This window comes from Agrobacterium sp. 22-223-1 (assembly GCF_053522385.1).
In genome coordinates, this window is record NZ_JBNWCN010000001.1 from 1022449 (window position 1) to 1045137 (window position 22689).

Below are 22689 nucleotides of genomic sequence, written 5' to 3' on the forward strand. Positions count from 1 at the left end.
TCCTCAAATCTCGTCGAGAAACAGGTCCAGCACCTGCTTCAGCCGCTCATGGCGGGCCTTGGCCATCTGCCGGCCCGTCTCGGTGCGAAAGCCGTCGGCCAGCTTGAACAGCTTGGTTTCGAAATGGTCGATGGCAAAGGCGCGGTCGTCAAGCGGCCGCTCCTTCGCCAGCGGGTCGGCCGGGTCGTAAAGAGCCGAGCCCATGCGCCCGGCAATATAAAAGCAGCGCGCCGCCCCCACCATACCGATGGCGTCCAGCCGGTCGGCGTCCTGAAGGATTTTTGCCTCCAGCGTCTGCGGCTCGATATTGGCGGAAAAGCTGTGGGTGGTGATGGCATGGGCGGCGGCGTCGATATCCTGCCGTCGCCAGCCGAGAGACTCGAGAATGCCCGAGGCTTTTTCTGCCGCCAGCCGTGAGGCCTGCGCGCGGAGCGGCGAGTTCTTCTCCACCGCCACGCAATCATGCAACAGCACGCTGGCGGCCAGCACGGTGCCATCGCCGCCTTCGCCCGCATGGATGCGCATGGCGTTGCGGAAGACGCGGTGAATATGGGCAAGATCATGCGAGCCGTCGCCCGCATCGGCGGCGTGCGGTATCAGGTCCTGCGCAAGCGCCGCATAGGGCGCGAAAGCCTCGGCCGCGATCATGCCTGCGGCTTCCGGGTGAGGATTTTCTGGTAGAACAGGCCGATGCCGATCAGCACCGCGCCGAGCCCGATGAAGGACAGCGCCCTGAGCACACCTTCGAGGTTGCTCATGTCGATCAGGAAGGCCTTGGCGACGGAGATCAGCACGAAGGCGGCCGATGCAAGACGCAGGCTGCGGGCATTGAAGCGCGAGCCGAGCACGAGCAGCAACACGCCGATCAGCAGCCAGACCACCGAATAGCTGTAGGTCTCTCCCTGCAGGAAACCCTTCCAGTCGGCGATGTTCTCGCCCTGCCAGAAACGGCGCACCGAAAGCGTGGCCCAGGCAAAGCCGAGTGCCGCACCGGCCACCGCCAGCATGCTGATATAGGGCGGCGGACGTTTTCCGCGCGCATAATAGGCAAGGCCGCCATAGGCGAGCGCCGGCAACAGGTAACCGATCAGCAGCAGGTTGAGGAACGGAATGCTGCCGGTATTTTCACCGGTGAAATAGGGGTTGAGCGTGAAGAAATGCATCGTCAGCACGTTGATGACGGCAATCACGCCAGCAATCATCGAGCCATAGCGGAAGACGGGGCTGGGGCTCTTGAGATCGAGCGTCATCAAGACACCCGAGAAGCCGATGGTCAGCAGCGTGTAGATCGACTGTTCGCCAAGCGTCGGCACGCTGTCATCCAGCGTGCCGCCATTCATCGCGTGGCGGATGAGGATGGCGACGGCGAGAAGTCCCATGACGCTGGCAATCGCCTGCAGGAAGTTCTTCGCCCTGACCCCCGGCCAGTCGCGCAGAAGCCACGCCGAGACGACGGCCAGCAGTGCGGGAATGCCGTAACCCGGCAGAAGCGCGTTGAAGACCGGCGTGAGCCCAAGATTTTGCGGCCCGACAATGGTGGGTTCCCAGGCGATGCGGCCGAGAACGGCAACGCTTGCCACGGCCATCACCCATGGCAGCACATCCCAGTTGCGGTAACGTGTCGCGAGCACATAAACGAAACCGATGACGGAGAGCAGAACGGTCGTCGCAAGCCCCTCCGTCAGCGTGTGCAGGCAAAGCGCAAAGGCGGCGAAGGAGCCGAGCACAAGGATGTTCAGCGGCTTGCGATAGGCCTCGTTGTTCTGCCGGTGCAGCCACTCGGCGCCTGCAAGCAACACCAGCCCGAGGCCAAGGCCATAGGCGGCGTGCAGCCAGTCGCGGCCGAGATTGCCGTATTCGACAAAGCTTGCGGTGGCGAGCCAGACCGGGAAAAGTGCTGCGATACCGGCCCAGAGCTGGCCGAAATCCGCATCGTCAGCGCCCTTGCGTTTCAGGAAGGAGAAGGCGCAGAGCACGAAGACGGCCCCAAGGCCGAGCGCCATGGCGATTTCCGCCGTGTAGCCGACCGACACGGGCGGAAGGGACACGGACGTATCGTTGATGAGGCCGATGAAGTCGATGCCCTGCCGCGACATCAGCGACACGGCAGCCTGCGCACCGAGCGCTGCGATGATGGCTGGCCAGACCGCATAGTGGCGGGCGGCGCCAAGGGCCGCAAGGGCGGCGATGAGCGCTGAAACGATGAGCGCCGGATGGGTGTCGATACCGCCATCGGCAAAGAGGAAGCCGATGGCCGGCAGGATCACGGCCATCGACACGGTGAGATTGATGGCGAGCGACGGGCGCAGCAGAAGCCGCATGGCGCGGATGGCGCGTCGCTCGGGAGCGGCGGTTTCGCCGGCCTCGGCAGGCGGCGTGTCGAATGTCTTGCCCGGCCAGAGGAATATGGTTCCCGCCAGCATGACGAGCAGGGCAAGCGTTGGCGGTTCGGCGCTGATCGTTTCGGAAAATCCGATATAGCCGAGCGTCCAGAGGCCGAGGCCGGCATTGGCGAGAGAGGGAACCACGGTCCAGCCCTGCCTGCGCGCCGCGGCCGCTGTTGCCAGCCAGGAGATGGTTAGGAACACAAAGAGCGCCCAGATATTCGGCGTTTCGGTGGAAATCAGCGCCGGCGTCAACATGGAGCCGAGAAGGCCGAGACCGGCCAGCGCTTGCCCGTGCAGCAGCGAAAGCCCGATGGTGGCGAAGGCGACGAGCCCAAGCAGGCCAAAAGCCATGCCGGGGCCGATATAGCCGTAAATGCCATAGGCGGCATAGACGACCCCGAACAGCGTCAAGGCGCCGGCCGCCGTCAGCACGCCCGGTATCATGGCGTTGGAATAGGTGGCGGCGATGCCCGGCACCGCCTTGCGGCGGACAGCCTCGCCTGCAAGTCCGAGGACGAGGCCGAAAATGGCGGCGAGCGACAGCCTGACCGCCGGGCTGAGCAGCCCCGATTCGATCGAATATTTGACGAGGAAAATACCGCCGAGCGCCAGCGCCAGCCCGCCGGCCCAGACGGCCCAACGCGCGCCGAGCAGGCTTTCGAAGCTTTCCTTCGTTGCCGGTGCGGATGCCGTATCGCTCGCAGGAGCGGAAGGTGCTTCCTCGCGGACGGCGTCTTCCGCCTGCGCCATGGCGGCGGCTTGCTGGGGTTCGGAGGCGTATTCAGCCTGGAAGGCTGCGTCTTCCGCAGGCGTCCTGCTTTGCTCTTCCGCCTCGAGATCCGATTTTGCCGTGGATTCCGCGCTCTCCGCCTGCGCCGCCACAGGCGACGTCACGCCCGCAGCCATCAGCCGCTTGAGACTGAGAACTTCCCGTTCCAGCGACTTGATTCGACTTGAATTGCGGATGCTCGCGACCAGCGTGTAGATGAAGGCCGCGACGAGGGCGAGGATAAACAGCGGGATTTCCAAACGGACTCTCCAATTACGAAGCTGTTTTTAAAGCCCTTTTGGTGAATTTATGCAAGGTCCGGTTGATGACGGATGCGGCTGGCGAGGGAGTAAGCCGCTTGTTTCTTCTCCCCACCGGGGAGAGGAAATTGGCGGCACCGGCTCGGCTCATGCGTATCGCTCGAAAATCAGGAAACATCCGCCAGCCAGCGCCGCGCCGCTTCGATATCGGCAAGCCCGAGCTCATGCCCGTCTTCGACCGTTTCCATTTCGGCTCTTGCTCCGCTCGCCGCCAGCCGGCCCTGCAATTCGTGCGCCTTGTCGAGATATTTGTCGCGCTCTCCCGCCACAAGCAGGACATTGCGGCCGGAAAGATCGGTCTGCGGCCATGTTTCCAGAACCGGCATCGGGCGATAGAGCAGGGCGTCTCCGGCAAGTTCGGGATAAAGCGCGGCAAAGGCCGCGTAGAAATTTGCGCCATTGGAATGACCGATAAACTTCAGTTTCGAACGGTCGAGACCATAGGACCGTATCGCCCCCTCCACGAAGGCGGCGAAGGCTTCCGTTTCCGAGGCGATATCCTTCTGGTCGAAGCTGAAATCGGGATTGCGGCGGAACCAGCGGGCGATGTCTTCTTCCGTGCTGCGGCCGCGCACGCCGAGAAGTGTGGCGCGGGGCGCTGCCCGGTGCGCCAGCGGCATCAGGCTGGTTTCGCTGCCGCCGGAACCGTGCAGCAGGATGATGGTGCTGCCATCCGGCTCCTCGGGCGTATAGAAACGGTGCACGAAGGGCAGGTCGCGATAGACGATGCGCTCTTCGCCCGGCATCGCGAATTGCGGCAGGGCGACACGCACATCCGCCTCGTCCTTCATGAAGAGCGGTGGGATGAACAGTTTTTCCCCGAGCGTTTCCAGCGGTTCGTCCACCGTCATGCCCGGCCCGTCGGTCGCCATTTCGATCAGCACGCCGCCCGGTTCGCGGACATAGAGCGAGTGGAAATATTTGCGGTCATGGGCATTGGTGGTGCTGGAATTCAGCGATTTCAGCCCGGTATGAACCGCGTTCAGCTCATCCATGTCCTTTGCTCGGAAGGCGATATGATCGACGGTGCCGGTGCCCGGCGCGCTGGACCAGAAGCCGGTGGCGTCGCGCACATCGATAATGTCGCCGCTGTCGGAAACGAGCCGGCGGATTGCGCCTGCCTGGCTTTCCTGCCGGTAACCGAAATGTTTCTCCAGAAACGCCACGGTTTCTTCCGGCACTTCGCTCAGCACCGTCGCGCCATAGATGCGGCGAATGGCGTCCTCGGCGGAAATATCGTCCGTCACATGCGGCGTCGCATCGGCAAAGGCGTGGGTGCCGACCAGCTTGACGATCAGGCCGTCAGGATCCTTCAGCCGGATGACCGGAGCGCCGAACTCATCGGAGGGGCCTTCGGCGCGGATGCCGAATTTCAGCGCCCGCGTCAGCCAGAAGCCGATGGCGGCGGGATCGATGGCCACGGAAATCTCCAGCGTCTGGCCGTAACCGACACGGCCCTGGCCGCCATCTTCCCAGACGAGAAAGGTGAGAAGGGAGCCGGGCGAGGCGATATCGTCGCCATAAAGCAGGTGCAGCTGCATGGCGTCTTCGAAACCGGCCGTGCGCTTGGCCAGCCTCAGGCCCAGAAAGCCGGCGTAAAAATCCACATTCGCCTGCACCTTCCGGGTAATCATGGTGATGTGGTGTATTCCCAGTGCAGAATTCATCTTGCCGTCCCGCTGTTTCGCCTGCTGTTCGTGGCCCTATTTGTCGCACGCTGCCCCTGATCCGCAACCCCGGCAAATGAGAACGCTGTGTTCTCTGCGTGAACGATCCCGCTTTCGCTTCGTTGCATGCGCGATGGGCAAAATGCCGGCTTTTTGCCTGCCTTGTGCGCGTTTGTGCATATAAAATAAGCATACAAAATAACGGCTATTTTGTATGCAATTTTATCTTGCCTTGAGGGCTGGAATTGGGTCTTATGCAACCAATCCAACAAAACCATCAGGGGGAATAGATGATTTTAACGCGCAGGTTGTTGACCAGGGCTCTGGCCATTGCTGCCATCGGTGTAACCGCTGGTTTTTCGCTGCCGGTCGTCGAGGCGCGGGCCGAAACGCCGGTGAAATTCACGCTCGACTGGAAGTTCGAAGGCCCCGCCGCCGGTTTCCTGCTGGCGCTCGACAAGGGTTACTTCAAGGCTGAAGGCCTCGATGTCACCATCGACAGCGGCAACGGCTCGGTGGAAGCCATTCCGCGCGTGGCGACCGGCGCCTATCAGATGGGTTTCGGCGACATCAACTCGGTGATGAAGTTCCTCGACGAAGATCCGAGCCAGAAGATCAAGGCCGTTTATATGGTCTATGAACGCCCGACTTTTGCCGTGGTCGGCCGCAAGTCGCTCGGTGTCACCGGCGATCCGAAGTCGCTGGAAGGCAAGAAGCTCGGCGCACCGCCGCCGGATGGCGCCTTTGCGCAATGGCCTGCCTTCAAGCAGGTCGCAGGTCTCGATGACAGCAAGATCAAGATCGAATCGATCGGTTTTCCGGTGCGTGAACCGATGCTCGCCAAGGGCGATGTCGACGCCGTTTTCGGCTTTGCCTTTTCGGTGATCCTCAACCTCAAGAAGCAGGGCATCGCCGATGACGATATCTCGACCATCCTGATGGCCGAGCACGGCTTGAATCTCTATGGCAATGCGGTGCTGGTAAACACTGATTTCGCAGAGAAAAACCCGGATGCCGTGAAGGGCTTCCTGAAAGCGCTGGCCAAGGGCTTCGCCGATTCCGTCAAGAACCCCGAAGAGGGCGTGGCGGCCGTGCTCAAGCGCAACGAGACGCTCGACAGCGCCATCGAGCTTGAACGCCTCAACATGGCCAACAGCATGAATATCAAGACGCCCTATGTTGTGGAAAACGGCATGGGCGGCGTCGATCCGGCCCGGCTTTCCGCCTCCATCGAGACGCTGAAAGTTTCCCTCGGCCTGAAGGGCAACGTCAAGGCGGAGCAGGTCTTCGACGCGACCTACCTGCCTGCCAAGGAAGAACGGATGCTTCCGTAATGGACGAAGTGAGCGGGTGCGGCATGCTTCTTCTCCCCGCCGGGGAGAAGTCCGCGGCAGCGGGATGAGGGGGCAAGCTCTCGGTCTATCGCTGGCGCTGCCCCCTCATCCGACCCTTCGGGCCACCTTCTCCCCGGCGGGGAGAAGAAACAAGCCGCAACGCTGCAGGGTTCAGCCGCCCGATCTGCAACTTAAAACAGGAACAGCAATGTCACATCTCGTGGAAATAGACAGTGTGGACATGCGCTATGGCGGCTCCGCCGGCACGCTGGCCGTATCCGGTTTGAACCTGACGGTCGACAAGGGCGAATTCGCGGCCGTGGTCGGACCCTCCGGCTGCGGCAAGTCGACCCTGATGAAGCTGGTGACGGGACTGCACATTCCGCAGAAGGGCAATGTCATCGTTGCCGGGCGGCAGGTCACGGAGCCGGTTTCCATCGTCGGCATGGCGTTTCAGAATCCGACGATGCTGCCCTGGCGCACCACGCTTGAGAACATCCTGCTGCCGCTGGAGATCGTCGAGAAACATCGCCGACGCCTGCGCGCCCATAAAGCGGAATATGTCGCGAAAGCCGAGCGCCTTCTGGAAATCGTCGGCCTGAAGGGTTTTGGCTCGAAGTATCCGTGGCAGCTTTCCGGCGGCATGCAGCAGCGCGCCAATCTTTGCCGGGCCTTGATCCATGAGCCGGAACTGCTGATGCTGGACGAGCCTTTCGGCGCGCTCGATGCCTTCACCCGCGAGGAATTATGGTGCGTCATCCGCGACCTGCACGCCGCGCAGCGCGTCACCATCATCCTCGTGACCCATGATCTGCGCGAGGCGACATTTCTGGCCGACAAGATTTTCGTGATGAGCGCAAGGCCGGGCCGGGTGCTGGCGGAACACCGCGTGCCGTTTGCCCGCCCGCGCCAGCTCGATATCATGTATGACAAGGGTTTCAACGACATGGTGCAGGAACTGCATGGCGAGATCGCGCAGGCGAGGGTGGCGGCATGAGCGCGATCATGGAAGGCACCGTTGCGGCCGAGCCGCGCAAGCCGCTGATTGCCCGCGTCAACTGGGTGAAAGCCGCCCCCTGGCTTTATACGCTGGCGCTTTTCGTGTTGTGGGAACTGTTGGTCTACGCGCTGAAAATGCCGCCGACCATTCTGCCGTCACCGGTAAGGGTCGGACAGGCCATCGTGCAATATTGGTCGCCGATCTGGAAGAATTCGCTGCAGACGCTTTATACCACGACGCTGGGTTTCGCCATTGCGGTGGCCGCCGGTCTCGCCATCGGCCTGTTCATCGGCTGGTCCAAAACCATCTATGCCGGGCTCTATCCGCTGATGATCGGCTTCAACGCCATCCCGAAAGTGGCGCTGGTGCCGATCCTCGTCATCTGGTTCGGCATCGGCACGGTGCCTGCCGTGTTGACCGCCTTCCTGATCTCTTTCTTCCCCATCGTCGTCAACGTCGCGACCGGGCTTGCCACCATAGAGCCGGAAACGGAAGATGTGCTGCGGGCGCTTGGCGCAAAGAAGATGGACATCATGCTGAAGGTCGGCATTCCGCGCTCCATGCCCTATTTTTTCGGCTCGCTGAAAATCGCCATCACGCTCGCCTTTGTCGGCTCGGTCGTGTCGGAAACCGTCGCCTCCAATTACGGCCTCGGCAACATGATGAGTTCGGCGCAGAGCCAGTTCAATGTGCCGCTCGTCTTTGCCGGCCTGCTGATGCTCGCGGTGGAAGGCATCGTCATGTATGCGATCATGGCCTGGCTTGAAAAACGCATGACCGGCTGGGCGCATCGCTCCACCATGGGGCAGTAATGGAGGCCGCCTGGATGCGGCCTCTCTTTGCCAGCGATTCGGTTAATACAGCCTCAGTGAGCGGTGATTCCGACGCTGCGCGAATGGCGTGGTCATTGTTATTTCATTGTATAATATAACTTTTTGCGGCTCGAAAATATTTTTGCCTGATAAAGCAAATCACGATATTGTGTAGTGGTTCGCCTTTATCGCGTGACGCGGACATGTCCCCCCCCCTGAACTAATCAGCTTTGAAAAATCCGTTGACGGGAGACCTGTATGACCAGCGTTTCATCGCTTGGCGCTTACCAATATAGCGCGAAGAATTATAGCAGCCTTGACAGGAATGGTGACGGCATCGTGAGTGCCGACGAAATCCAGGCGTCCGCCAAGTCGGGAAACGGCATTTCCTCGCTGGGGTCAGATCAGGAGGACAGCGGCGCTGCAGGCGGTGCGGTGACGAACCAGCTGCTCACGATGCTCGTGAACATGATCATGAATCTTTCGAGTGGCCAATCATCCGGATCGTCGGATTCATCCGGTGGAAATTCGCCGGGCAGCGCGGATCGGCTTGCTGAGCTGGATACGGATGGCGACGGCTCCCTGTCCGCGAGCGAGTTTCTTGCCGGACGCCCTGAGGATGTTAGCGAGGATATGGCGACGAACCTGTTCACGCAGCTCGATACCGATGGCGATGGTGTTGTCAGCAGCGAGGAGTTTTCCGCAATGGCGCCGCCCAAGGGTCCGCGGCCGGGTTCCGCCGGTGGGCCTGATGCTCGAGACAGTGCGGATATGCTTGCCGACCTGGATACGGACGGCGACGGCTCCCTCTCCGTAAGCGAGTTCCTTGCTGGACGCCCAGAGGATGTCAGCGAGGACATGGCGACGAACCTGTTCACGCAGCTCGATACTGATGGCGATGGTGTTGTTAGCAGTGACGAATTGTCTGCCATAACGCCGCCCAAAGGTCCGCCGCCGCCGGATATTTCGGCTGGTCGGACTGGCGAGGATGATCAATCGACAGAGAGTGCAACTGCTATCGAAGACCTTCTGTCGCGTCTGGAAGAGATCGCCAAGGCGTATATGGCTTTTAATGCGGATGAAGCGGCAACTCAGTCCATTACGGCCTGATGTTGCATTGGGAAAGGGTTGGCTGAGACCGCTCCAGAGCCTGCAAGAGCCTCGCATCCGGCTCTTGCAGTGGCGTTTCTTGCCGAGGTGGGCAGGCGTGGCCTCTGGCTGAATGCGATCGCCCTGCGCAATGGCAGGGCGTCTTTTTCGCATCCGGGCGCTCTCAATGCGCCGCCATTTCTTCCACGATATCGCCGCCGTCCATCAGGAACGGGTAATAGGTCGGCCAATTGGTCACTTCGTCCAGCAATGCCTTGCGGTCGTTGCCCCAGTAGAGATGGTAATGGCCCGCCTTGACCGGGGCGATGGAGTGGTCGCTGAACTGGATGAATTGCGGTGCGGCCTCATCGCCGCCGGTTTTCTTGAAGATGTAGCGGACACCGCGATTGCCCTTCTTGTAGGTCAGGATTTCATGGCCATCGCTGACATAGGTGCCTTCAGCGGGTTTGCCATCCTTATAAAACGCCACGCTGTCGCTCTTGATGACGATGCGGTTCACTTCGGTCTTGTAACCGATCTCGTAATAGGCGCGGTACTCCGCCGCCGTCTTGTCGCCATGCGCCGCCTTTTCGGCCATGACGGAATCGAGCGAGCCGTTCAGCAGGTAGGGATAGACCGACTGCCAGTCGCCCTCCCAGTCGGAAAGCGTGCGCGTCTTCACCTGCGCATCCTCGAAATAACCCTTGTAGATCTGCTTTTCAGCTTCGGTCATCTGGTGGCCGTGATCGTGCCCATGGTCGTGGCTGTGGGCAGCGGATTTGTCGCCACCGGCAGCCATTGCCGCGGTCGCCGCCAGCAGCAGGGAACCAAGTGCGACGGCGCCGGTGACGCGGGTGAGTATCTTCTGCATTGTTTCGGCCCTCTCATATCGATAAAGATAGTTACGTAATAACATTACGTATCATCCTATAGAGGCCGCATCCGCGGGATGCAAGTGCGCGCTCCAACGTGGCGCAACGAAAAAGCGCGATGGCTGTTGCAGCCACCGCGCTTGAAAAAAGGGGAGACGTGAGGTCTCAGGCCGGCTGGGCGCTCAATTCCGCCTTGCGCTCGTCGAAGGCGAGTTTCATGGCTTTCGTCACATCGCGGGTCGTCGCGAAATAAGTGTCGCTGCGCACCCAGTAGCGCAATTTGACGGTGGCGCTGTCGGCGCTGACCGAATCGACGAAGGTGACGGGGGCGGGGTCCAGCAAAACCCGGCTCTCCGAACGCACGACTTTCATCAGCATATCCTGTGCGGCCGCCAGATCCTCATCATTCTTGACCGTCAGGCTGAGTTCGTGACGGCGCGAGGGAAAGCGGCTGTAATTGGTGATCGGCACGTTCCAGAGCGTGGAGTTGGGCGCGAGACGGTAAAGTCCGTCGCTGGTCTTCAGCTCGGTCGCAAACAGTCCGATCTCGATTACCGTGCCGCTGACCGTGCTGGTCTCGATATATTCGCCGACGCGGAAGGGGCGCAGCACCAGAAGCATGATGCCGGCGGCAATATTTTGCAGCGTTCCCTGCAACGCAAGGCCGATGGCCAGACCGGCGGCGCCAAGGGCGGCGAGGATGGAGGCGGTCTGCACCCCGAACTGGCCAAGCACCATGACCAGCACCAGAATGAGAACCACATAGCGGATGGCGCCGGCGAAGAAGCCGGCGAGTGTGGCATCGAAACCGCGAATGCGCGACAGGCCCTGAAAAGCCCAGCGTTGCAGGAAGGTGGCGGCCAGCCAGCCGATGATCAGCAGCAGAAGCGCACCGACTACCGAGAAGGAATATTGCACCGCAAGCGCGCTTGCCTGCTGCAACGCCGCCTGCGATGCGACGATGATATCCGTTGCCTGTTGTTCCATGAATTATCCTGTGATTTTCATTGCTCTTCAGGGTTGGTAACGACTGGACGCCGTGAGGGTTCCGCCAAAACGACCTCAGTTGCCGAGCGGCAGCACGAAGGGCACGTTACCATCCGTATCCGCGCCCCTGCCGATTTTTTTGATCGCCGCCACCAGCCGGCCATCGCGCCCGAGCAGACGGTCGCCGATGGCGATGATGCGGGCATTGGGCGTGGCATAGGGCGAGACGGCGCGCAGGCGCAGCGCAAGTTCCATCTCATCCTGGTCCGGATAAAGGCTGAGCGCGGCGATGACGGCGGCGGCGGGTGAGCGGGAAACGCCCATCCAGCAATGGATGAGCAGCGGCGCGGACTGGTCCCATTCGCGGGCGAAATCGATCAGCTTCAGCACATGTGCATCGTCAGGCGCGATGAGATCGGCGGTGCCCTTGAATGCGATGTCGTTCATGGCAAGCGTCAGATGCCGGTCTGCGGCAATGACGGCGGGGCGGTGAAAGGACTGCTCTTTGGCGATCAGCGTCACCATTTCGCGGGCCTTGTGTTTGACGGCCATCTCCGCGATCCGCGACAGCGGCGATACGACAATGGCCGTCATGTCGCGCTCCCCGTCTTGACCGCACGCATCGCCTCGATGGCTTCGAAACGTTCGATGAACAGCTTTTGCGCTTCGGTTGAGGGCAGGGGCGTCATGTCGAACATGTCGCGGGTAATGCCGCGCGGCAGGCCGAAGAACTTCTGCGCTTCGGCGGTGGAAAAACCGGCAAGCTCCGTCGCCTCGAAAAAGGCGGCGACCGTATCGGCCTTTTTGATCCGGTCCTTCAATTCGCGCGATGCATGCGGCGGCAGGCCGAAACGCAGATGCACGGCGGCTTCCAGCCGTTTTTCCACGGTCTTGTAACCGCCGCCGACCACGGATTTGAACGGCGAGATCATGTCGCCGATGACATATTCCGGCGCATCGTGCAGAAGCGCCATCTGCATGTCATCAGGCGTCGCGCCTGTGCACATGCGGCAAAAGATGGTCTCGACGATGAGGCAATGCTGGGCGACGGAAAAGGCGTGGTCGCCGCGCGTCTGGCCGTTCCAGCGGGCCACACGGGCAAGACCATGGGCGATATCGGCGATTTCCACATCGAGCGGCGAAGGATCGAGCAGATCGAGCCGCCGGCCGGACAGCATGCGCTGCCAGGCGCGCGGGCTTTTTGCAGCAGCCACTCTCAGTCCTCCGCCCGCGCCGCCGGATCGGCCGCCGGAAAGGAAAGGCCGCTCCAGGAGGGCAGGGCCACGGTCACGGGAACAGTCCCCGTCAGAAGCGGCGTGCCGGATGCGAACGCATCGGCAATGCGGTCGATCCGAACGATGGCAAGCGCCCTGTTGCCGCAAACGGTTCCGAGCGTGCCGACCGGTTTTCCATCGGCGGTAATCTCCGTCCCACTGGCGGGAAGCGCGCCTTCGGCCGAAACGGTGACGACGCGGCGTCTTGCCGTGCCGCGATGTTTCATGCGCGAGACGACTTCCTGACCGACAAAGCAGCCCTTCTTAAAGGAAACGCCGTCATTCACATCCATCAGCACGTCATGGGGAAAAGCATCCTGCAGCGCATAATCCCGACCGGATTCGGCAATGCCATGCTCGATACGGAGCGCATCATAGCCCACGCTGTCGCCGGATGCGGATGCGCCCGGTATACGGTAAAGATCGATGCCAGCCTTGCCGAAACGACCATCCCGAATGCCTGCCGTCGGCGCAGTCTCGTTCCAGAAAACGCTCACGCCTTCGACCGTCTCGGCTTTGAGCTCGACCGGTGCGCGCAGCTTGTACATGGTCAGGCGGCGCAGCAGCGCGTCCTGTTCGGCGACGCCCGTTTCGATCAGATAATCCCCGCCATCGCGCCAGATCAGGAAATCGAACAGGATCTTGCCCTGCGGCGTCAGAAGGGCTGCGGCCCGTGCTTCGCCTTCCGGCAGGTTTTCAACATCTGCGGTGATGAGGTTGTTCAGAAATTCCTCGGCGCCGGTGCCGGAAACCCGGATCAGGCGGCGGTCGGCAAGAAGGGCGGAAGGCATGGCGTCACCGTTCGGTTCGTCGAGACTCTGTGATCTCCGGCAAAAAGCAGATGCGCTTTGCCGGAATGCTCATTCCGCACAGTTAGGATTTTTGCCAGAGAACGGCAAGCACCGCGATGCGATCAATCGCCGGCGGTGAAGAACTTCCACTTGCCATCGGGCGAAATGCCGACCCGGTAGAAGCTGTAATTGCCATATTCCTGCATGTCGGCCAGATCGCCCGCCGTGATGATGCGCAGAAGCTCCACCTTTTCCGGCGCAGTCAGCGTATTCAGCGGCTTTCCGGCGAAATAGGGGAAAACATAGGCTTCGTCGGGCGTGCCGGCATCGATATGGGCATAACCGGTCGAAAGCAGGTCGATGATGATCGCCAGCACTTCCAGCCCGTCAGGATCGCCGGAATAGCTTTTCAGCGCCGCAATCGGGTCTTCGCCGTCATTGCCGTCGATGCGGAATTCTTTCTGGCCGGCGGCGATGAAGGGCCGCAGCTTTTCGATATCGCCGGAGGCGGCGGCATCGATGATCTGCTGGCGCAGCTTGCGCACGGGTTCCGGCGCTTTGGAAATATCGTGCTCGATCACAACGGACATTTCCGGCGTGTTGTCGGGCTTGGAGGATTGCTGGTTCGCCTGATTGGCGGAACGGTCCACCAGCGGGTCGGGCAGGGGAATGCCTTCCGAATCGCCTTCGATTTCATCCGGCTCTGCAGGCTGGGCCTGCTGCGGCTCACCGCCATTCTCAGCCTTCGGCTCGCTTTCGGTGTTCTGCGCCGGCTTCAGCTCGGAAAGGGCAAAGGCGCGGCCTGGCATGCCAATCGGCCCGGCGGTCAGGGCAAGCAGGATGGACAGCAGGGCGGAAGAGCGCAAAAGCCCCTTGCTCAGGCAAGACATGATAGACCCCGGCTTTACTGTATTACCCGCTGCGGCGAAAATTCGCCCTGAAGCATGCGCTGGCGCAGCGATTCCAGCATTGCTTCAGCGCCGGCCTCGCCATGGATACGGATGGTTTCGCGCATGGCCAGAGCGATGGCGGCATCGGCGATGATCTCCGGCTCGATGCCGTCGGCCATGCCGTCAGCCCATGCCTCGTTCTGGTGTTCCAGAGCGACCTGCATCTTTTCATGCACGATCATATCGTCGATTTCGTTACGGCTTGTCTGCATCTTTCATCCTCGACAGGGCGGGCAAGTCCTTACCACCCTGTTAACAACACTAGCAGCCTTTTATCAAAACGGCACGGCCTGCGGCGAAAAGAGGTTAATAATCCTCTAATTTCCGAACCGGGACGCGATTTCCTGCGCAAGTGTTGCCCCTTCGTTACGGTAGTTCTCTTCTGCCATGATGGCGGCGCGTGTGCAACTGGTGTGGATGGCCGCAAAGGAGCGGTATCCACGGTTGAATGCAGCCGTCATGCGCTGACGTCGTTCAGGTTCGTTGGCCGTGTCCGCAGCCAGAAGATCGCTCATCGATCTGCGCCAGTCCTCCGGTCCGGAAGAAGGGCACAGGGTTCTGAGATATTGCACCGCGCCCAGTATCTCCGACAGCCGTGCCAGCTTGTCGTCATAAGGGGCCGGTTTGGGCGGCGCGGCTTCCGCCGGACGCACCTCGGAACCGGGTTTTGAAGGCTGCGCATAAGCGACGCCCTGCTGCCCGGCGATGGCAAGCATTGTCAGAAAAAGAGACAGGAAGATGGTTGGCCGTATCAAAATTCTATTCTGCCCCACACATACTCGTGAACTGTTGGCTCGTGACCATCCGGCGGGCGGATCAGCCCTAGATAATAGCGATTCTGGCTGGCTGGCAATCATGCAAGCAGGCGTTCGGCGCATTCGACGACGCTTTCCGGCGCCGGCAGAAGACGGATTTCCGCCAATGTGTACCAGCCCGCATCCGCCGCATCGTCACCGACAGTCACGAGCGGATCGGCATCGGTTTCCACGGTGAAGACCGACAGGAAATAATGGCTCGTCAGCACCCCTTCGGCGTCGCGGGATGGAAGATCGTATGTCGCGAAAAGCTGCGGTCTGCGCGCCACGATGCCGGTTTCCTCGTGCAATTCGCGCAGTGCCGTTTCGGCCGGCGTTTCGCCGTCTTCGCCGCGACCGCCCGGAAAAGCGAACATGTCCTTGGAAGGCGGGTTGATGCGGCGCACGAGAAGCAGCCGTTCGCCGTTCCTGACAATGGCGGAGGAGGCGGGGCGGGGCTTGATACGGAGTGTCATGAATGGTTTCGCTTGTTTCGGCCGTTGCCGGCCTGTCTATAGTGGTACGTGGCTCGGAAAAATCGATTCCGGTTTCCGTGCCGATGGTTATAGTCCGGAACTGGCGCGATTGTGCATGGTAAAGACGGTGGAATGAAGGTCTATCTTATCTATATCCTGGCGGCTCTTGCCGAAATTGCCGGCTGCTTTTCTTTCTGGGCCTGGCTGAAACTCGGCAAGACCGGGTGGATATTGCTGCCGGGCATGGTGGCGCTGGCGGCTTTCGCGTGGCTTCTGACGCTGGTTCCGACAGAGGCGGCGGGCAGGGCCTATGCCGCCTATGGCGGGATTTACATTGCCGCCTCGCTATTCTGGCTCTGGGGCGTGGAAGGCCATGCGCCGGACCGGTGGGATATTGCTGGCGGCGTCGTCTGCCTTGCCGGTACCGCCATCATCCTGTTCGGGCCAAGGGCCTAGAACATTTCCGGTGAACAATGCTCAAGGAGAAGGCCATGTGCGGACGTTTCGTGCTGAAGGCGACGCCGGAAGAGATCGCCGATTATCTCGATCTGATCGGCCTTGAGGATTTTCCCGCCCGTTTCAACATCGCGCCGACGCAGCCCATTCTGGTCGTGATGGAGGGGGAGCGGCAGGAGCGCGGCAGCAACCTGCCCAATCGCCGGGCCGTGCTGGTCCGCTGGGGTTTTTTGCCCAGCTGGGTGAAGGACCCGAAGGATTTTCCGCTGCTCATCAATGCGCGGTCGGAAACCGCCATCGGCAAGGCCTCCTTCCGCGCCGCCATGCGCCATCGCCGCGTTCTCGTTCCGGCAACCGGCTTTTACGAATGGCGACGCCCGCCGAAGGAGGAGGGCGGCAAACCGCAGCCCTATTTCATCCGCCCGAAAAGCGGCGGCATCGTCGCCTTCGCCGGTCTCATGGAAACCTGGTCTTCCGCCGATGGCTCGGAGGTCGATACCGGCGCGATCCTCACCACCGCCGCCAATGCCGCGATTGGCCGTATTCACGACCGCATGCCTGTTGTCATCGCGCCCGAGGATTTCAGCCGCTGGCTGGATTGCAAGACCCAGGAACCACGCGAGGTCGCCGATCTGATGCGGCCGGTTCAGGATGATTTTTTCGAGATGATCCCGGTATCGGACAAGGTCAACAAGGTCGCCAATGTCGGCGCGGATCTCATCGAGCCGGTGCCGGAAAGCGCGCCGCTGGCGAAGATCAAGCCGGCAAAGGACGAAGGGCAGATGTCGCTGTTCTGAAGAATGGTCTGCGCATTTGCGCATAATCGTTTGAGCTGGAAGTCGCCGCATATTTCTTCTCCCCGCCGGGGAGAAGATGGCCTGAAGGGTCAGATGAGGGGGCTACGGAACAGACATGCGGAGAGCTTGCCCCCTCATCCCGCTGCCGCGACCTTCTCCCCCGGCGGGGAGAAGAAACAAGCGGCACGCGCTCGATCCCACACAAGACTATCTTGTTCAGAAAACTCAGCCGTTCCGCCCGATCTTCTGCAGGCCTTCCTGGATCATGATGTCGGAATAAACGCGGTTGCGGCCATTCGCCTTGGCGAGATAGAGCAGCTGGTCTGCGGCATTCAGCTGGTTGTCGAAGGGTTCGCCCTTTTCGATCTCCACGACGCCGAGCGAGATCGTCAGGGCGAGGCTGCTGCCGCTCAGCTGCCGGCCGTTCTTTTCCACCTGTCCGCGCAGCTCCTCGCAGAACTGATAGGCAGCGCGCGCATCCAGCCCGCGCAGGAACACGGCAAACTCCTCGCCGCCAAGGCGGGCGGGAATGTGGCGTTGCTCGCCGCACATGTCATGCAGCAGTTCGGCCAGTTTTTTCAGCGCCCTGTCGCCGGCATCGTGGCCCAGCGTGTCGTTGATCTTCTTGAAATGGTCGATGTCGAGAATGGCGACTGCGCCGCTCTCGTCATTGCCGTTGATGACATCCATCAGCGCCCGCGTGCGCTCGAAGAAGGAGCGGCGGTTCGGCAGGCCGGTGAGATGGTCGCGTTCGGCCAGTTCGCGCAGGCGTTTGAGCTGCTTCAACGTCTCGATATTGTTATCGATGCGGCACTGCAATTCTTCCGGCACGAAGGGGCGGTAGACGAAATCCGAAGCGCCAGCCTTCAGGAAGCTTGCCGAAAGCAACCGGTCTGTGGAGGACGATATGCCGATCACCCGCAAATCTTCGGATGAGCGGCTGTCGCGGATGCGGCGCGTCAGCTCATAACCGTCCATGTCGGGCATATGGTAGTCGGTGATGACAAGCTGGATCGTCGGGTCTTGCGACAGTATTTCCAGCGCCTGCTTGCCCGAATGGGCCTCGCTGACCCTGAAATTTTGCCGCTCCAGAATTTCCACGAGACCTGAACGGGCCGTGCGCACATCATCGACGACCAGAACGGAGAAGAGCTTGTTGCTCAAAATCCGCTGGACCGTTCTGACCACCGCATCGACGGTGCGATGGCCGTCCTTGACGATGTAATCGATGATCTTCTTTTCGGCGTAGCGCTTGCGCGCCTCCTCATCCACCGTGGCGGTGAAAACGATGGCCGGCACCTTGCGCTCGGATAAAAGTGCGAGAATTTCGCCCTTCGGCGCATCGGGCAGGTTAAGGCCCGTCAGCGCCAGCGTGAAATTATGGGCCTGCATGAGAGTATCGGCCGCGGCCATGCTGTCGCAATGGACGACCTCGGCTTCCGTTTCTTCCGAAAGCCGCGTCTTCAGCAGCATGGAAAGAGCAACGGAATCTTCAATCAGAAGGATTTTATCCTGCATGGCCGTCCCAAGCCCCCCTGGCCTGTCTTCACAATCTTCCCTCAACGCCGAATATTCGTCATCCGCGTGTCTGCGGATTCGAAAGCCGGCTTATGCATTGTTGTGGAAAAAAATGCGGAATAGAAAAGTTCTTTTGTATTCACTAATCTATACGTCGGTGTTCGTATAGCCTTCTTGTGGAAGGCGAGCTTTTTACTACACTTTCGTTGCAGCTTCGTTACAGAAGGCTGCCGATTTTATGAAAGACTGACGCTCTGCAGTTTAGCGGCAGTGCTTGAAACAAAAACGGCGCCCGGAAAAGGCGCCGCGTGATTGTCGATTTTCCGTTGGGAACGTTCCATTTTCCGGGCAGTCCGCAAAATTCGAAAAATCAAAAAATCGAATATTTTCAGGCGGTTTTGGCGGCAGGCTTGCGCTTCAGCATCAGGGCTGCGGCCGCAACGGCCTTCAGTCCGAGCGGGCGGTAGTGGCTGTTGAGGTCGGGCTTCGCCTGCGGCTGCGCCTTCGTCTCGTTCGTCATTTCTCTCTCTCCACAATTCACGCCAATCGCCGTTGCGATGCGTGTGAGCCACTTCTTTCGCGGCTAATCTTGACGGATTCGAGGCGAAGAAAAACGAAGCCGGCTTTTCAGGCTGCGACATTTTGCGTCACATCCTGCGCCGGCTTGTGCGAGAAAAAATAAACCTGCGGTTTTAAATGCCGCGATCGAGGCCGTTACCGCCATTGGCGTCGTCATGCACGTCTTCCTCGATGGTCAGCGTGCCGTAGCGGCGATGCCAGAGGCGGGCGCTGATGGGAATGAAGACGAGATAGGCGGCAACCGTCAGAACCAGAACTTCCCAGGTGAAGCTCATCAGCATCGCCACATAGAGCACGACGACGAGGATCATCGGCAGCACCAGATCGCGGCGAATGCGGCTGGTGCCCGATTTCCCCGACCAGACCGGCAGGCGGCTGATGAGGAGGTAACCGATCAGCACGGTATAGGCGGCGGCGACATAGGCGAAGGGCTTGTCCGGCTCGACGCCGAGGAAGCCGAGATAAACCGGCAGCAGCACCAGCATGGCGCCCATCGGGGCGGGAACGCCCACGAAGAACTCATTCTGCCAGGGCGCCTTCACCGGCCGCTCGATCATGACGTTGAAACGCGCCAGGCGCAGGCCGGCGGCAATGACGTAAATGAGGGCGGCGATCCAGCCGATGGAGCGTGCCTGATCGAGAAGGTAGGCATAGACCACTAGCGCAGGGGCGACGCCGAAATTGACGATATCGGCCAGCGAATCCATCTGCTCGCCGAATTTGGACGTCGCTTTCATCATGCGGGCGATGCGCCCGTCTATGCCGTCGAGGAAGGCGGCGAGCAGCACCATGCCGACGGCCAGCTCGAAGCGACCCTCAATGGCAAGACGCACGCCGCTCAGGCCCGCACAGATGGCCAGAACGGTGATGAGATTGGGAACGACGAGGCGAAAGGGAATTTCCCTCAGCCGGGGTCCACGGCCGCTGTCGCTGCGGCCCTCGGGTTTGCCGTTCTGTTGCGGCTCGGCGATCGGCGTTTCCATGCGCATGCCCTTCCTGTTTCCGTCAGCCGCGACGGCTGACGACCGGACCCTTGGCGGAGCCGAATTCGGCAAGCACGGTTTCACCGGCAATCGCCGTCTGGCCGACCGATACACGCGGCTCGAAACCTGCGGGAAGGAAGATATCGAGGCGCGAACCGAAACGGATAAGACCGAAACGCTCACCGGCATCGACTGGTTCATTCGGCTTTACCCAGCAGACGATGCGGCGTGCAACCATGCCGGCGATCTGCACCACGCCGACCTTGCCGTGCGATGTCTCGATGACGAGGCCGTTGCGCTCATTGTCTTCGGAAGCCTTGTCGACTTCGGCATTGAGGAAGAGGCCGGGACGGTAGGCGACATTGACGATACGGCCGCGTACCGGCGAACGGTTCACATGGCAGTTGAACACGTTCATGAACACCGAGATGCGCACCAGCGGCTCCTTGCCGAGTTCCAGCTCCAGCGGCGGAACGACGCTCTGCACGGCGGAAACCTTCCCATCGGCCGGGCTGATGATGAGGTCGTCATCCTGCGGCGTGACGCGCTCGGGATCGCGGAAGAAATAGGCGCACCAGGCCGTCAGCACCAGGCCGACCCAGAACAGCGGTTCGGCGATCCAGCCGAGCACCAGCGATGCGACGAAGAAGGCCGCCACAAAGACATAACCTTCCTTGTGGATCGGTACGATGGTGTTGCGAATGGTGTCGAACAGATTCATGAGATTCCTTGCTCCGGTTTCCGTCTGTCGCGTCTATATGGTCGCGATACGACACGATCCAAACGGCAATGCGACAAATTTTGCCTAGCTGGTTACAGCCAAAAAGGCCGCCCGGCAATGGTGGGGTGCGCCCGTTGGCCCTGTTACCCCGGGGTACAGCCATCAATGGGCGGGTTCCCCGCGGTCGATGACACCCAGATCGTCGGTTTCACGCACATGGCGCAGCATTTCCTCGGCGCGGATCGCCTCGCGCTGGCGGCTCCACATCGAGGCGTAGAGGCCGTTCTGCCCCATCAGCGAGCTGTGCGTGCCGCGTTCGGCGATCTGCCCGTCCTTCAATACGATGATCTCATCCGCGCCGATGACGGTGGAAAGGCGGTGGGCGATAACCAGCGTGGTGCGGTTCTTCGAAACGATGTCGAGCGCGCTCTGGATTTCCTGTTCCGTATGCGTATCGAGCGCCGAGGTGGCCTCGTCGAGAATGAGGATCGGCGGCGCCTTGAGGATGGTGCGGGCAATCGCCACGCGCTGTTTTTCCCCGCCGGAAAGCTTCAGGCCGCGTTCGCCGACCATGGTGGCATAACCCTCCGGCAGCTTGCCGATGAAGGCGCTGATCTGCGCCGCATCCGCGGCCGCCCTCAGTTCCTCGTCGGTGGCTGAGGGACGGCCATAACGGATGTTGTAGGCGAGCGTGTCGTTAAAAAGCACCGTGTCCTGCGGCACCATGCCGATCACCGAGCGCAGGCTCTTCTGCGTCACATCGCGAATATCCTGCCCGTCGACGGTGACGGAGCCTTCCTGAATATCGTAGAAACGATAAAGCAGCCGCGAGATCGTCGATTTTCCCGCACCCGAAGGGCCGACGATGGCCACCGTCTTGCCCGCCGGCACGTCGAAGGAAACGCCCTTTAGGATCGGTCTTTCGGGGTCATAGGCGAAATGCACGTCGCGGAAGGAAATCGCGCCGGGTCCGGCTGCGAGCGGTTTTGCATCCGGCCTGTCGGTGACTTCCGCCTCCACTTCCAGAAGATCGAACATCTGCTCGATGTCGGTCAGGCCCTGGCGGATTTCGCGATAGACGAAACCGATGAAATTGAGCGGCACCGAAAGCTGCAGCAGCAGCGCATTGACGAAGACGAAATCGCCGATGGTCTGTTCGCCGCGCTGCACGGCAAGCGCCGACATCACCATCATGACGGTGGAGCCGATGCCGAAGATCACGCCCTGGCCGAAGTTCAGCCAGCCGAGCGAGGTCCAGATCGAGATCGCCGATTTTTCGTAACGCTCCATGGCGACGTCGAAACGCCGCGCCTCCATCTCCTCATTGCCGAAATATTTGACGGTTTCGAAATTCAGAAGCGAGTCGATCGCCTTGGTATTGGCGTCTGTGTCGCTGTCGTTCATGGCGCGGCGAATGCCGATACGCCAGTTGCTGGCCCGCACGGTGAACCAGATATAGGCCCAGACCGTGATGACCGTGACGAGCACATAGGAAAAACCGTAGGAGGCCCAGAAAATGATCGCCGTCAGCAGGAATTCGATAAAGGTCGGCGCGGTGTTGAGAATGGTGAAGCGGACAATGGTTTCGATGCCCTTGGTGCCGCGCTCGATGACCCGCGACAGCCCGCCGGTCTTGCGCTCCAGATGGAAACGCAAAGAAAGCCGGTGCATGTGCACGAAGGTCCTGTAGGCGAGCTGGCGTACCGCATGCTGGCCGACGCTGGCGAAAAGCGAATCGCGCAGCTGGTTGAGCCCCACCTGTATCAGCCGCGTCAGATTATAGGCGATCACCAGCGCGACGGCGCCGAGCAGGAAGGCGGGAACAAGCCCGGCCATGTCCAGCCGGCCGTTCAGCGCATCGGTCGCCCATTTGAAGAAATAGGGAACGGAGATCAGCACCAGCTTGGCGACGATCAGGTACACGGTGGCCCAGATCACCCGCATCTTCAGGTCCCAACGTCCCTCCGGCCACATATAGGGCCAGAGATTGATCAGCGTCTGGGTGGGATTGCTGGAATCCGCCGAAATGGTTTTTTTCTTCGTGGCCATCATTCGCTCCGGTCACTGCCGGAAGCCGACAGCAGGGCGGCGGCTTTGGTCAAGCCGCCGCGCG

At 60.9% G+C, this 22689-nt stretch carries 23 protein-coding genes; 6 read left to right on the forward strand and 17 right to left on the reverse strand.

Translation table 11 applies throughout. The features are described from left to right. Nucleotides 1–3 precede the first annotated feature (3 nt). From ACQZ60_RS05085 to ACQZ60_RS05095, 3 genes are all read right to left on the reverse strand, one after another. The gene (locus ACQZ60_RS05085) at nucleotides 4–648 is read right to left on the reverse strand and encodes an HD domain-containing protein (RefSeq protein ID WP_448734856.1); all 645 of its coding nucleotides are present in this window, start codon (nucleotides 646–648) and stop codon (nucleotides 4–6) included. Beyond that, a complete protein-coding gene (locus ACQZ60_RS05090) occupies nucleotides 645–3416 on the reverse strand; it encodes a DUF2339 domain-containing protein (RefSeq protein WP_448734857.1) in 2772 nt (923 codons plus the stop codon). The genes ACQZ60_RS05085 and ACQZ60_RS05090 overlap by 4 nt, the downstream gene beginning before the upstream one ends. A gap of 167 nt (nucleotides 3417–3583) precedes the next feature. Then, complete coding sequence (locus tag ACQZ60_RS05095; RefSeq protein ID WP_448734858.1) at nucleotides 3584–5143, reverse strand: VOC family protein; 1560 nt, start codon at nucleotides 5141–5143, stop codon at nucleotides 3584–3586. Nucleotides 5144–5433: 290 nt separating this feature from the next. Here ACQZ60_RS05095 and ACQZ60_RS05100 point away from each other — a divergent pair, with 290 nt between their 5' ends. The 4 genes from ACQZ60_RS05100 (at nucleotide 5434) to xopAW (ending at nucleotide 9399) form a co-directional block, all read left to right on the forward strand. Then, on the forward strand, nucleotides 5434–6477 hold the full coding sequence (locus tag ACQZ60_RS05100) for an ABC transporter substrate-binding protein (RefSeq protein WP_035259422.1): 1044 nt from the start codon (nucleotides 5434–5436) through the stop codon (nucleotides 6475–6477). Between the two features lie 208 nt (nucleotides 6478–6685). Further along, complete coding sequence (locus ACQZ60_RS05105) at nucleotides 6686–7474, forward strand: ABC transporter ATP-binding protein (RefSeq protein ID WP_003520663.1); 789 nt, start codon at nucleotides 6686–6688, stop codon at nucleotides 7472–7474. Continuing rightward, nucleotides 7471–8289 carry an ABC transporter permease gene (locus ACQZ60_RS05110; protein WP_003520664.1) on the forward strand — a complete coding sequence of 273 codons (819 nt, stop codon included), beginning with the start codon at nucleotides 7471–7473 and terminating at the stop codon, nucleotides 8287–8289. The genes ACQZ60_RS05105 and ACQZ60_RS05110 overlap by 4 nt, the downstream gene beginning before the upstream one ends. 258 nt (nucleotides 8290–8547) lie before the next feature. Further along, nucleotides 8548–9399: a XopAW family type III secretion system calcium-binding effector gene (gene xopAW, locus ACQZ60_RS05115; protein ID WP_448734859.1), complete on the forward strand. Its 852-nt coding sequence runs from the start codon at nucleotides 8548–8550 to the stop codon at nucleotides 9397–9399. Nucleotides 9400–9562: 163 nt separating this feature from the next. Here xopAW and ACQZ60_RS05120 read toward each other — a convergent pair whose 3' ends face one another. The 9 genes from ACQZ60_RS05120 to ACQZ60_RS05160 form a co-directional block, all read right to left on the reverse strand. After that, the gene (locus ACQZ60_RS05120; RefSeq protein ID WP_448734860.1) at nucleotides 9563–10249 is read right to left on the reverse strand and encodes a metal-binding protein ZinT; all 687 of its coding nucleotides are present in this window, start codon (nucleotides 10247–10249) and stop codon (nucleotides 9563–9565) included. Between the two features lie 166 nt (nucleotides 10250–10415). Next, nucleotides 10416–11237, reverse strand: a complete 822-nt coding sequence (locus tag ACQZ60_RS05125) for a mechanosensitive ion channel family protein (protein ID WP_059752348.1) — start codon at nucleotides 11235–11237, stop codon at nucleotides 10416–10418. A 75-nt stretch (nucleotides 11238–11312) separates the two neighbouring features. Next, nucleotides 11313–11831 (reverse strand): tyrosine phosphatase family protein, encoded by a 519-nt coding sequence (locus ACQZ60_RS05130; protein WP_174056576.1) that lies wholly within the window; start codon nucleotides 11829–11831, stop codon nucleotides 11313–11315. Then, nucleotides 11828–12451 carry a YfbR-like 5'-deoxynucleotidase gene (locus ACQZ60_RS05135; protein WP_003520668.1) on the reverse strand — a complete coding sequence of 208 codons (624 nt, stop codon included), beginning with the start codon at nucleotides 12449–12451 and terminating at the stop codon, nucleotides 11828–11830. The genes ACQZ60_RS05130 and ACQZ60_RS05135 overlap by 4 nt, the downstream gene beginning before the upstream one ends. 2 nt (nucleotides 12452–12453) lie before the next feature. Then, a complete protein-coding gene (ygfZ, locus tag ACQZ60_RS05140; protein ID WP_448734861.1) occupies nucleotides 12454–13302 on the reverse strand; it encodes a CAF17-like 4Fe-4S cluster assembly/insertion protein YgfZ in 849 nt (282 codons plus the stop codon). Between the two features lie 122 nt (nucleotides 13303–13424). After that, entirely contained in the window at nucleotides 13425–14192 is a 768-nt protein-coding gene (locus ACQZ60_RS05145; protein ID WP_142778972.1) for a hypothetical protein, read from the reverse strand. A gap of 14 nt (nucleotides 14193–14206) precedes the next feature. Continuing rightward, entirely contained in the window at nucleotides 14207–14464 is a 258-nt protein-coding gene (locus ACQZ60_RS05150; RefSeq protein WP_003501987.1) for a hypothetical protein, read from the reverse strand. Nucleotides 14465–14569: 105 nt separating this feature from the next. After that, nucleotides 14570–15007: a TIGR02301 family protein gene (locus ACQZ60_RS05155; protein WP_448734862.1), complete on the reverse strand. Its 438-nt coding sequence runs from the start codon at nucleotides 15005–15007 to the stop codon at nucleotides 14570–14572. Between the two features lie 98 nt (nucleotides 15008–15105). Further along, nucleotides 15106–15522 (reverse strand): NUDIX hydrolase, encoded by a 417-nt coding sequence (locus tag ACQZ60_RS05160; protein WP_448734863.1) that lies wholly within the window; start codon nucleotides 15520–15522, stop codon nucleotides 15106–15108. Between the two features lie 132 nt (nucleotides 15523–15654). Here ACQZ60_RS05160 and ACQZ60_RS05165 point away from each other — a divergent pair, with 132 nt between their 5' ends. Beyond that, the gene (locus ACQZ60_RS05165; protein WP_448734864.1) at nucleotides 15655–15978 is read left to right on the forward strand and encodes a YnfA family protein; all 324 of its coding nucleotides are present in this window, start codon (nucleotides 15655–15657) and stop codon (nucleotides 15976–15978) included. A gap of 35 nt (nucleotides 15979–16013) precedes the next feature. Next, on the forward strand, nucleotides 16014–16775 hold the full coding sequence (locus ACQZ60_RS05170) for an SOS response-associated peptidase (RefSeq protein ID WP_448734865.1): 762 nt from the start codon (nucleotides 16014–16016) through the stop codon (nucleotides 16773–16775). 225 nt (nucleotides 16776–17000) lie between these two features. On the opposite strand, the gene ACQZ60_RS05175 is transcribed toward ACQZ60_RS05170, so the two are convergent. The 5 genes from ACQZ60_RS05175 to ACQZ60_RS05195 form a co-directional block, all read right to left on the reverse strand. Beyond that, on the reverse strand, nucleotides 17001–18293 hold the full coding sequence (locus ACQZ60_RS05175) for a GGDEF domain-containing response regulator (RefSeq protein WP_020811513.1): 1293 nt from the start codon (nucleotides 18291–18293) through the stop codon (nucleotides 17001–17003). A gap of 388 nt (nucleotides 18294–18681) precedes the next feature. Beyond that, on the reverse strand, nucleotides 18682–18813 hold the full coding sequence (locus ACQZ60_RS05180; protein ID WP_003496883.1) for a hypothetical protein: 132 nt from the start codon (nucleotides 18811–18813) through the stop codon (nucleotides 18682–18684). 172 nt (nucleotides 18814–18985) lie between these two features. After that, entirely contained in the window at nucleotides 18986–19855 is an 870-nt protein-coding gene (gene pssA, locus ACQZ60_RS05185; protein WP_035237101.1) for a CDP-diacylglycerol--serine O-phosphatidyltransferase, read from the reverse strand. A 22-nt stretch (nucleotides 19856–19877) separates the two neighbouring features. Further along, nucleotides 19878–20576 carry a phosphatidylserine decarboxylase gene (locus ACQZ60_RS05190; RefSeq protein ID WP_003520681.1) on the reverse strand — a complete coding sequence of 233 codons (699 nt, stop codon included), beginning with the start codon at nucleotides 20574–20576 and terminating at the stop codon, nucleotides 19878–19880. Between the two features lie 162 nt (nucleotides 20577–20738). Further along, nucleotides 20739–22625 carry an ABCB family ABC transporter ATP-binding protein/permease gene (locus ACQZ60_RS05195; protein ID WP_080856183.1) on the reverse strand — a complete coding sequence of 629 codons (1887 nt, stop codon included), beginning with the start codon at nucleotides 22623–22625 and terminating at the stop codon, nucleotides 20739–20741. Between the last annotated feature and the right edge of the window lie 64 nt (nucleotides 22626–22689).